This window comes from Nocardioides sp. (assembly GCF_041600255.1).
Lineage (GTDB): Bacteria > Actinomycetota > Actinomycetes > Propionibacteriales > Nocardioidaceae > Nocardioides.
The window spans coordinates 1-10,912 of the sequence record NZ_JBFIKK010000114.1 but is presented as its reverse complement, the minus strand read 5'-3'; the positions used below and the strand labels follow the sequence as shown (position 1 = coordinate 10,912).

Sequence of the window (10,912 nt, the reverse complement as noted above, 5' to 3'; positions counted from 1 at the left end):
GGCGAGGAGCACACCGAGACCCTGGCCCGGCACCAGCACGCGTCGGCCCACCGGCTGACCGAGGTGCTGCCGGACTCGACCGAGGTCCTGCCCACGCACGGCTTCGGGTCGTTCTGCGCCGCCTCCCAGTCGGACGCCACCGAGTCGACGATCGGGGACGAGAAGCGCAGCAACCCCGCCCTGACCCAGGACGAGGAGACCTACGTCCGCGAGCTGATCGAGGGCCTGGGCGCCTACCCGGCGTACTACGCCCACATGAGCCCCGGCAACCAGGCCGGGCCCAGTGAGCCGGACCTCAGCACCCCCGAGCTCGCCGACGCCGCCGAGCTGCGTCGCCGGATCGAGGCCGGGGAGTGGGTCGTCGACCTGCGCAACCGCACGGCGTTCGCCGCCGGTCACGCGCCGGGCACGCTGAACTTCGGGCTCGACGGCGGCTTCGCCACCTACCTCGGCTGGCTGATCCCGTGGGGCACCCCGGTCACGCTGCTCGGCGAGAGCGCCGACGACGTGGCCGAGGCGCAGCGCGAGCTGGTCCGGATCGGCATCGACCGTCCGGCCGCCCACAACACCGGCGGCCCGGAGAACTGGGCCACCGGCGAGCTCGCCAGCTTCCCGACCGGCACCTTCGCCGACCTCGGTCAGGTCCGGCACCACCGCGAGGTGGTCGTCCTCGACGTCCGCCGCGAGGAGGAGTACGCCGCCGCACGCATCGCGGGCGCGATCAACATCCCCCTGCACGAGCTGGCCGGTCGCCTCGACGAGGTGCCTGCCGGTGAGGTCTGGGTGCACTGCGCCGGGGGCTACCGCGCCTCCGTCGCGGCCTCGATGATCTCCGCCGCCGGCTACCGGCTGGTCGCGATCGACGACTCCTTCGACAACGCGGAGCAGGTCGGGCTGCACCTGGTCGGGCCCGAGGCGTGACCACTCTCCTCCTCGCCGTCCTCGCCGGGGCGCTGATCGGGCTCAGCCTGGGCGCTCTCGGCGGGGGCGGCTCGATCCTGGCCGTCCCGGTGCTGGTCTACGCCCTCGGGCAGAGCCCTGCCCAGGCGACGACCGGGTCGCTGGTCGTGGTCGGCCTGACCGCCCTGATCGGGGCGATCGCGTCGTACCGAGCCGGCAACGTGCTGCTCGCCCGCGGCGTCACGTTCGGCGTGGTCGCGCTCGGCGGCGCCGCGGCCGGCGCCAAGGGCGCGGCGCACGTTGCGGAGCCCGTCCTGCTGGCGTCGTTCGCGGCCCTGATGCTCCTGGTCGGCGGCGTGATGGCGGTGCGCCAGCTCCGTCCCGGCACCGGCGAGCCCACCCCGAACGCCCGGCTGGACGACCCGATCATCACCTTCAGCCCCACCTTCGCGTGCGCCTGTCCGCGGGCGCTCAAGGTGCTCGTCACCGCGACCGTGGTGGGCCTGCTCACCGGCTTCCTGGGCGTCGGCGGCGGCTTCCTCGTCGTACCGGCCCTGGTGCTGGCCCTGGCCCTGCCGATGGAGTTCGCGGTCGGCACCTCGCTCGTCGTGATCGCGATGACCAGTTCGATGGCGCTGGTCGTCCGGGCCGGCAGCGTCACCCAGCCCGACTGGGGCGTGGTCGTCGCCCTCACGGTCGCCTCGGTCGCCGCCGGTATCGCCGGCGCCCGGGTCGCGGACCGCGCCGACACCACGAAGCTCTCCGCGGCGTTCACGGTCCTCGTGCTCGCGGTCGCCGTCTACACCGCGGCGCGTGCGCTGCCCGCCCTCTTCTGACCTCCGACCCCCCACCCCCGATTCCCCCCGATCTCCTGAGGAGAACCCGTGTCCACCACCGTTGAACCGCGCCACGTCTCACCGGCGCCGCTCGAACCCCCCGCCCCCCGGCCGGGCCCGCTGGGCCGCCTCGGCGTCTGGGTCGTCGACCACGCCAAGGTCACCACGGCCGTCTGGCTGCTGCTGATCATCGGCCTCGGCGCCTTCGCCCCGCGCGTCGAGGCAGAGCTCTCCGGCGCCGGCTGGCAGGCCGACGGCTCCGAGTCCGTCGCCGCTCGCGAGCTCGCCCAGGACCACTTCGGTGGCCAGGCCAGTACGGCGATCCAGGTCGTCGTGCACGCCCAGAACGGCGACGTCACCGAGGGCGAGGGCAAGAAGATCCTCGCCGAGGCCACCCGGATCCTCGAGGGTGAGTCCCGGATCGCCGAGGTGGTGCAGCCGCAACCGGGCGCCACCCTGAGCGAGGACGGCAGCACGGCAGTGCTGCTCGCCGGCGCGGGCGCCGACCCCAACGAGATGGTCCGCGTGGCGGACGACCTCAAGGGTGAGCTGCAGGCGCTCTCCACCGACGCCGTGCAAGTCAACCCGACCGGTGCCTCGCTGCTCTGGTCGGACTTCAACGAGGCCAACCTCGAGGCGATGCTGAAGTCGGAGATGATCTCCTGGCCGGTGACGCTGGCCATCCTCGTGCTCGCCTTCGGTGCCCTCGTGGCTGCCGGTCTGCCGCTGATCCTGACCCTGGCCGGGCTCGTCGCCTCGGCCGGCTCACTGGTGCTGATCAACCAGCTCGTCCCGGTCTCGATCTGGGCGATGAACTTCGCGATGATGTTCGCGCTCGCGCTGGGCATCGACTACGCGCTCTTCCTGGTGGTGCGCTACCGGGCCGCCCGGATGGGTCGCAAGCTCGCCGCCCGGGCGGCGATCGCCGAGACCATGGACACCGCCGGCAAGGCCGTCCTGCTCTCGGGTGCCACCGTGCTGATCTCGCTCTCCGCCGTGCTGCTCGTGCCGTCCCCGTCGTTCCGCTCGATGGCCGGCGGGATCATGCTCGCGGTCGTCTTCGTGCTCGGGGCGACCTTGACCCTGCTGCCCCTGGTGCTGGCCAAGCTCGACCACCGGATCAACAAGCTGGCCCTGCCCTGGTCGCACAGCGGCGAGCACCGCTCGGCGAAGTTCGAGGCCTGGGGCGAGCGGCTGTGGAAGCGCCCGGTGATCTTCGGGCTCGCCTCGGTCGTGGTGCTGCTCGCGCTCGCTGCCCCGATCCTCGGGCTGAAGACGGCGATGCCGTCGATCAAGGTGCTGCCGGACGACGCCAGCGCGCGGGTCGGCTACGACCTCGTGCAGGAGTCCTTCGGTGAGGGTGCTCCCGGCACCCTGCAGGTCGTGGTCGACAAGTCCGAGGCGCAGGCGGCCAGCAAGGCGCTCAGCCAGGACGAGGGCATCGCGGCCGCGATGCCGCCGATGCCGGCCGCGGACGGCAGCGGCTACGCGCTGATCCAGGCCGTGCCCACCGTCGACCCCTCCGACCCCGAGCTGGGCGAGACCGTGGACCGGCTGCGCGCCGACCTGCCGGACTCCGCGCTGATCGGTGGCGCCGCGGTCGAGAACCTCGACCTCAAGGCGCAGCTGGACGAGTCGACCCCGCTGGTCGTCGGCGTGATCCTCGCGCTCGGCTTCCTGCTCCTGCTGGTCGCCCTGCAGGCCCCGGTGATCGCGCTGCTCGGCACGCTGGCGAGCCTGCTCTCCACCGCGGCCGCCTTCGGGGTGGCGCGGCTGATCTTCCAGGAGGGGATCGGCGCCGACCTGCTCGGCTTCGAGTCCCAGGGCTTCCTGGACGCCTGGGCGCCGGTGTTCTTCTTCGCGATGATCTTCGCGATCGCGATGGACTACACCGTCTTCCTGCTCGCCTCGGCCAAGGAGCACTTCGAGCGCTCCGGCGACGCCCACGAGGCGATGGTCGGCTCGCTGGCCCACTCCGGCCGGGTGATCTTCGCGGCCGGCGCGGTCATGGTGGCGGTCTTCTTCACCTTCGCGCTGTCCGGTCCGCTGCCGCCCAAGGAGATGGGCATCGTCCTCGGTGTCGCCGTCCTGCTGGACGCGTTCCTGGTCCGGCTGGTGCTGCTGCCCGTGCTGCTCCGGCTCACCGGCAAGGCCGCCTGGTGGTCGCCGCGCTGGCTGACCCGCGTGCTGCCCAACATCCGCTTCTCCCACGGCTGATCCAGCCACCACCCACGAAGGAGTTCCGCCATGTGTCGTCAAGTTGCCTGTCGCCAGTGCGGCAAGACCACCTGGGCCGGCTGCGGCCAGCACGTCAACCAGGTGATGGCCGGCGTGCCGAAGTCCCAGCAGTGCCCCGGCCACCCCAAGGCCCCGAAGGCCCCCAAGGCGCCCAAGGCGCCGCGGACCGAGAGGTCCGGCGGGTTCTGGGGCCGGCTGACCGGGCGCTGACCCACCCGCCGTTCCCAACCGTCGTACCACCCGGCAGGGCCATGCGGAGTCGGTTCGCATGGCCCTTCCGGGGTGGCCCGGACGGGCCATGCGTTCCTGGGGTGAGTGGTCACATCGGGTCTGGTCGATGCGCAGCTGGGCTGGTCCGATGGGAGGACATCCCACCGGAAGGACTCCCGATGACTCCATTGCTGCGCGCCGCCCTGACCGTCGCCGCCGCGCTGACCCTCGCCGTGGCGAGCGCCGGCTCCGCCGTGGCCGTGGGGGCGAACCCGGCCACCGTCGACGAGGTGCTCGAACAGGGCTGGTCGATGACGATCATCAAGGAGGTGGAGACGCCGGCGGGTTCGTCGGGCTCCGTGGTCCCGGTCGTCGACTGCGACCCCGGTCTCTCGGTCGAGCTGGAGGAGATCGACTCGCCCCCCGGGGTGGCCGGCATCGTGGCGGCTGCCGGGAGCGCAGGTGGCGGCCTGCTGGTGGAGTACTACGAGACCCTCTCGGTCGCGTGGGACGCCGTCCCCGGGGCCGTGTTGGTCTGCACCGTGACCTTCCTGGTCGACGGGGTACTGCCGGGACCTGAGTTCGTGCAGACGGTCACCGTCACGGTGCAGGCCTCGTCCAACCCGGACGAGATCGCGCCGACCGGGACCTGTCAGGAATCCACGAACCCGGGCGGGAACGTGCCGCAGTCCGGCAAGAACCCGAAGTCCGGCCAGAACCCGGACGGGTTCTACGTGCTGCTCGCGACCGACGACCGCGACCCCGACCCCCAGGTCTTCCTCGAGGACACCGGCACCGGGCACGTCTTCGGCCCCTACCCCAGCGGCCAGAAGATCAAGTACACCCAGAACCGCAAGGGCCCGAGCGAGAAGCAGATGCCCGGCGACATCCTGCACCTGACGGGCACCGGCGACGGGGCGATGTACGCCGTCGACGACTCGGGCAACGTCTCCGACCGGGTGGACTGCCTGGTGCCCGAACCCCCGAAGTGAGGTGTGTGGACGCACCGGTTAACGATCGCTAACCTAGACGGGTGACCCAGGACCTGAGGGAGCTCGTCGAGGACCTGCGGGAGCGGCTCGCCGTCGCCCGCCGAGGTGGCAGCGAGGCAGCCCGCACCAAGCACACCGACCGCGGCAAGCTCCTGGTCCGGGACCGGGTCGACCGGCTCCTGGACCCGGGCAGCCCCTTCCTCGAGCTCAGCCCGCTCGCCGCCACCGGGATGTACGGCGGGGGTGGCGACGCCGGCGAGGCCGTGCCGTCGGCCGGCGTGGTGACCGGGATCGGCCGGGTCAGCGGCCGCGAGTGCGTGGTGGTCGCCAACGACGCCACCGTCAAGGGCGGCACCTACTACCCGATGACGGTCAAGAAGCACCTGCGCGCCCAGACCGTCGCGGCCGACAACCACCTGCCGTGCCTCTACCTGGTCGACTCCGGCGGCGCCTTCCTGCCGATGCAGGACGACGTCTTCCCCGACCGCGAGCACTTCGGCCGGATCTTCTTCAACCAGGCCAACCTCTCGGCCAAGGGCATCCCGCAGATCGCCAGCGTGATGGGCTCCTGCACCGCCGGCGGCGCCTACGTGCCGGCGATGTCCGACGAAACCGTGATCGTCAAGGAGCAGGGCACGATCTTCCTCGGCGGTCCGCCGCTGGTGAAGGCCGCGACCGGCGAGGTCGTCACCGCCGAGGAGCTCGGCGGCGGCGACGTGCACGCGCGCACCTCCGGCGTCGTGGACCACCTCGCCGAGGACGACGCGCACGCGCTCGCGATCGTGCGCAGCATCGTCGCCACCTTCGAGCGACCGCAGCTCAGCTCGCTGCCGGTGCACGAGCCCGAGGAGCCGCACGAGGACCCCGAGACCCTGTACGACGTCGTCCCCGCCGACACCCGCACGCCGTACGACGTGCGCGAGGTGATCCGCCGGATCGTCGACGGCTCCCGGATGCACGAGTTCAAGAAGCTCTACGGCGAGACCCTGGTCTGCGGCTTCGCCCGGATCCACGGCTACCCCGTCGGCATCATCGCCAACAACGGCATCCTGTTCAGCGAGTCCGCGCTCAAGGGCGCGCACTTCATCGAGCTGTGCAACCAGCGTGGCGTGCCGCTGGTCTTCCTGCAGAACATCACCGGCTTCATGGTCGGTCGCGAGTACGAGAACCGCGGCATCGCCCGCGACGGCGCCAAGCTGGTCACCGCGGTGGCCTGCTCGGTGGTGCCGAAGTTCACCGTCGTGATCGGCGGCTCGTTCGGTGCCGGCAACTACGGCATGTGCGGGCGGGCCTACGACCCGCGCTTCCTGTGGATGTGGCCCAACGCCCGGATCTCGGTGATGGGCGGCGAGCAGGCCGCCAGCGTGCTGGCCACCGTCAAGCGCGACGGCATCGAGGCCAAGGGGGGTGACTGGTCGGCCGAGGACGAGGAGGAGTTCAAGGCCCCGATCCGCGACCAGTACGAGGCCCAGGGCTCGCCGTACTACTCCACCGCCCGGCTCTGGGACGACGGCGTGATCGACCCCGCCGACACCCGCCGGGTGCTCGGGATGGGGCTCGCGGCCGCCGCGAACGCGCCGATCCCGGACCCCTCCTACGGCATCTTCCGGATGTGAGCGCACCGATGACCCTGAACACCGTCCTGATCGCCAACCGTGGCGAGATCGCGCTGCGGGTGATCCGGGGCTGCCGGGCCCTCGGCCTGCGCAGCGTCGCGATCTACACCGACCTCGACCTGGCCGCCCTGCACGTGCAGGCCGCCGACGACGCCGTCCGCGTGCAGAGCTACCTCGACATCGAGGCCGTGATCGCGGCCGCCCGGGCCACCGGCGCCGACGCGATCCACCCGGGCTACGGCTTCCTCTCCGAGCGGGCGGCCTTCGCCCGCGCGGTGGAGCAGGCCGGCATCAAGCTGGTCGGGCCCTCGGCCGAGGTGATGGACGCGATGGGCCGCAAGGACGCCGCCCGCGAGATCGCCGTCGCCGCCGGGGTGCCGGTCGTCCCGCGCGGCGACGCCGCCGACGGCTCGAGCGCGGGCATGCAGTTCCCGGTGCTGGTCAAGGCCGCCGCCGGCGGCGGCGGCAAGGGGATGCGGATCGTCCGCTCCGCCGACGAGTACGACGCCGCGGTCGCCTCGGCCAAGCGCGAGGCGCTCTCCTCGTTCGGCGACGACACCATGCTGGTGGAGAAGTACGTCGAGCACGGGCGCCACATCGAGGTCCAGGTGATGGCGGACGCCCACGGCAACGTGATCCACCTCTTCGAGCGCGACTGCTCCACCCAGCGCCGCCACCAGAAGGTGCTGGAGGAGGCGCCCGCGCCCACCATCACCCCGGAGATCCGCCGCCTGGTCACCGAGTCGTCGGTCGCGCTGGCCAGGCACGTCGGCTACGAGAACGCCGGCACCGTCGAGTTCCTGCTGGACAGCGACACCGGCGAGGCCTACTTCCTGGAGATGAACACCCGGCTCCAGGTCGAGCACCCGGTGACCGAGCTGGTCACCGGCATCGACCTGGTCCAGCTGCAGCTCCGGGTCGCGGCCGGCGAGGAGCTGCCGATCGGCCAGGACGACGTCACCCTGTCCGGGCACGCGATCGAGGCCCGGGTCTACGCCGAGGACCCGTTCCACGGCTTCCTGCCCCAGGCCGGCACCGCCTCCCTGGTCCGCTGGCCCGAGCGGGCCCGGGTCGACGCCGCGCTGGAGAGCGGTCAGGTCGTCAGCACGTCGTACGACCCGATGCTGGGCAAGGTGATCGTGCACGGCCCCGACCGTGAGGCCGCCCGGCGGGCGCTGCTGAACGCGCTCGACGACACCGCGATCCTCGGCCTGACCACGAACGTCGGCTTCCTGCGCGCGCTGAGCGCTCGCGACGAGTTCCGCGACGCGACCATCGACACGGCCTGGCTGGACACTGCCACCCTGGACGCGCCCGACCCGGACGTGGCCCGGATCTTCGCCGCCTGGAGCGACGTCGCCCGGCTGGCCCGCACCTCCGGCGACCCGCACCCGTTCTCCCCGGACGGCTGGCGCCTGGGCGCGGACCCGGCCCCGGTCCTGGTCGAGCTGGACCGGGTGATCCGGGTCGACCGGGCCGCCGGTCTGGTCGACGACGTCGAGGTCCACGAGCTGCGCTGCGAGGAGAACGTGGTGGTGCTCAGCCTCGACGGCCGCCGGCAGCAGGCGGTGGTGGCGAGCCACCCGCACGCGATCGAGGTCGTGCACGAGGGCCACCGGCACGTCTTCACCCGCCCGGACGTCTTCGCGGACACCGGCGCGGCCGTCGGTGACGGCACCCTGGTCGCCCCGATGCCCGGCACCGTCCTCGACGTCCGCGTCGAGGCCGGCCAGTCCGTCGCCGAGGGCGACGTCCTGGGCACGCTGGAGGCGATGAAGATGGAGCTCAGCCTGAAGGCGCCGTTCGACGGCGTGGTGGCCGCGGTCGAGGCGAAGGCCGGCGACCAGGTCGCGCTCGGTGCGCGGCTCTTCGTCGTCGAGCCGGGCGAGCCGACCGACGAGTCCGAGGAGAGCTGATGCGCACGCCCATTGTCGTCCCCGCCCCGTCCGGAGCCGCGGTCGCCACCACCATCTCCGGGATGCCCGAGCGGGTCACGATCTACGAGGTCGGCCCGCGCGACGGCCTGCAGAACGAGGCCGCCCTGGTGCCGACCGCGACCAAGGCGGAGTTCATCCGCCGGCTGGTCGCCGCCGGTCTGCCGATCGTGGAGGCGACCAGCTTCGTGCACCCGAGGTGGGTGCCCCAGCTGGCCGACGCCGCCGAGCTGCTCACGATGCTGGGCGACGCCGGCCGCGACCACCCGGTGCTGGTGCCCAACGACCGTGGCCTGGACCGGGCCCTGGAGCTGGGGTGTCGCCACATCGCGATCTTCGGCTCCGCCACCGAGACGTTCGCGCAGAAGAACCTGAACCGCAGCCTCGACGAGCAGTTCGCGATGTTCGAGCCCACCGTCCGGCGCGCCCGCGACGCCGGCCTCGACGTTCGCGCCTACGTCTCGATGTGCTTCGGCGACCCGTGGGAGGGGGCGGTCCCGGTCGAGCAGGTGGTGGCGGTCGGCAAGCGGCTCTTCGACCTGGGCGCCAGCCAGCTCAGCCTGGGCGACACGATCGGCGTCGGCACCGCCGGCCACGTCACCGCCCTGCTGCACGCCTTCGTGGAGGCCGGCCTGGGCACCGACCAACTGGCCATGCACTTCCACGACACCTACGGCCAGGCGCTGGCCAACAGCTACGCCGCGCTCCAGTCCGGGATCACCACGTTCGACGCCAGTGCCGGCGGCCTGGGCGGCTGCCCGTACGCCGTCAGCGCCACCGGCAACCTCGCCACCGAGGACCTGGTCTGGATGCTGCACGGCCTGGGCATCGAGACCGGCGTCGACCTCGAGCAGGTGGCCGCCACCAGCACCTGGATGGCCCGCCAGCTCGGCCGGCCCTCGCCCTCGGCGGTGGTGCGGGCGCTGGCCGGATCGGCCCCGGTCCCGGCGGCCGATTCCTCGGACGAGTTGTCGGGCGATTCCCCGGGTGACGCCCAGACCGACGGGTCGGGTCCGGGTACGGCACAATCTGGCGCATGAGTCGTGTCGTCCACCTGCACATCGGTGCGCCCAAGACGGGCACGACGTACCTCCAGGACCGCCTGGCGCTGAACGCCCGCACGCTTGCCGCCCACGGCGTGCACTTCCCCTCCCGCTCGCCGCTGGTCAGCCCCGGCCTCTCCCAGTTCCGGGCGGCGCTCGACCTGCTCGGCCAGGACTGGGGCGGCCCCAAGGGTCACGCCGAGGGCAGCTGGGAGGCGCTGGTCAAGAAGGTCAACCGGCGCAGCGGCACCTCGATCCTCAGCCACGAGATCCTCGCCCCCGCCACCCCGGACCGGATCGCGAAGGCGATGCGCGACCTCTCCGGCTGCGAGGTGCACATCGTCTACTCGGCCCGCGACCTCGGCCGCCAGCTGCCCGCCGCCTGGCAGGAGAGCGTCAAGCAGGGCCGCAAGTGGACCTACCGCCAGTTCCTGAACCGGGTCGAGCGCGGCCAGCCCTGGTTCTACCGGGCCTTCGACCTGCCCACCGTGCTCGGCAACTGGGGCGCCGGGCTGTCGCCCGAGCGGGTGCACGTGGTCACCGTCCCGCAGCCGGCCGACCTGCGCCGCGACGAGGACCTGCTCTGGCAGCGGATGTGCCAGGTCTTCGGGATCGACCCGGCCTGGGCACCCCTGGACAGCAGCCGGACGAACAAGTCGCTGGGCATCGCCGAGACCCAGGTGGTGCGCAAGCTCAACAAGCGGATGGACCGCGCGACCCGGCGCGAGGCGGCGTACGACGAGCTGATCCGGCAGATGCTCGCCCAGGACCAGCTGGTGAAGCGGAAGTCCGCGCCGGTCACCCTGCCCCCGGGCCGCTTCGACTGGGCCGAGGCGCAGACCGACCGGTGGCTGGACTGGATCGAGGGCAGCCAGGTCCACGTCGTCGGCGACGTCGAGGAGCTCCGCCCGGTCCGACCCGCCGAGGACGCGGTCTGGTCGAATCCGGACAAGGTGAAGTCCAAGCAGCAGCTGCGGGCCGCGATCGACGCCCTGGCCGCGATGACCCGCGAGGCGGCCAGCCGCCCGGACCCCGACCGCCAGCTGGTCAACCGGGTCCGGTTGCAGGCCGGCCGGTTCCGCGACAGGTGAACGACACCGGACCCGACTCCCCGGGGGTACGCCGCGCGTGGGGGTGGGTCAG

General features: G+C 72.4%; 9 protein-coding genes. All 9 read left to right on the top strand.

What is annotated here, in order from left to right; all coding sequences use genetic code 11:
* Window positions 1-921, top strand: a 921-nt coding sequence (locus ABZE72_RS12985) for a rhodanese-like domain-containing protein (protein ID WP_372729459.1), incomplete at its 5' end; no start/stop codon positions are given.
* A complete protein-coding gene (locus ABZE72_RS12980; protein ID WP_372729458.1) occupies window positions 918-1,736 on the top strand; it encodes a sulfite exporter TauE/SafE family protein in 819 nt (272 codons plus the stop codon). The genes ABZE72_RS12985 and ABZE72_RS12980, both read left to right, overlap by 4 nt.
* Before the next feature lie 48 nt (window positions 1,737-1,784).
* Window positions 1,785-3,953, top strand: a complete 2,169-nt coding sequence (locus ABZE72_RS12975) for an MMPL family transporter (protein WP_372729457.1) — start codon at window positions 1,785-1,787, stop codon at window positions 3,951-3,953.
* Between the two features lie 30 nt (window positions 3,954-3,983).
* On the top strand, window positions 3,984-4,184 hold the full coding sequence (locus ABZE72_RS12970; RefSeq protein ID WP_372729456.1) for a hypothetical protein: 201 nt from the start codon (window positions 3,984-3,986) through the stop codon (window positions 4,182-4,184).
* Between the two features lie 179 nt (window positions 4,185-4,363).
* A complete protein-coding gene (locus ABZE72_RS12965; protein ID WP_372729455.1) occupies window positions 4,364-5,176 on the top strand; it encodes a hypothetical protein in 813 nt (270 codons plus the stop codon).
* Between the two features lie 41 nt (window positions 5,177-5,217).
* A complete protein-coding gene (locus ABZE72_RS12960; RefSeq protein WP_372729454.1) occupies window positions 5,218-6,792 on the top strand; it encodes a carboxyl transferase domain-containing protein in 1,575 nt (524 codons plus the stop codon).
* A gap of 8 nt (window positions 6,793-6,800) precedes the next feature.
* On the top strand, window positions 6,801-8,708 hold the full coding sequence (locus ABZE72_RS12955) for a biotin carboxylase N-terminal domain-containing protein (RefSeq protein ID WP_372729453.1): 1,908 nt from the start codon (window positions 6,801-6,803) through the stop codon (window positions 8,706-8,708).
* Entirely contained in the window at window positions 8,708-9,766 is a 1,059-nt protein-coding gene (locus tag ABZE72_RS12950; RefSeq protein ID WP_372729452.1) for a hydroxymethylglutaryl-CoA lyase, read from the top strand. The genes ABZE72_RS12955 and ABZE72_RS12950 overlap by 1 nt, the downstream gene beginning before the upstream one ends.
* Complete coding sequence (locus tag ABZE72_RS12945; RefSeq protein WP_372729451.1) at window positions 9,763-10,860, top strand: hypothetical protein; 1,098 nt, start codon at window positions 9,763-9,765, stop codon at window positions 10,858-10,860. The genes ABZE72_RS12950 and ABZE72_RS12945 overlap by 4 nt, the downstream gene beginning before the upstream one ends.
* Window positions 10,861-10,912: the final 52 nt, after the last annotated feature.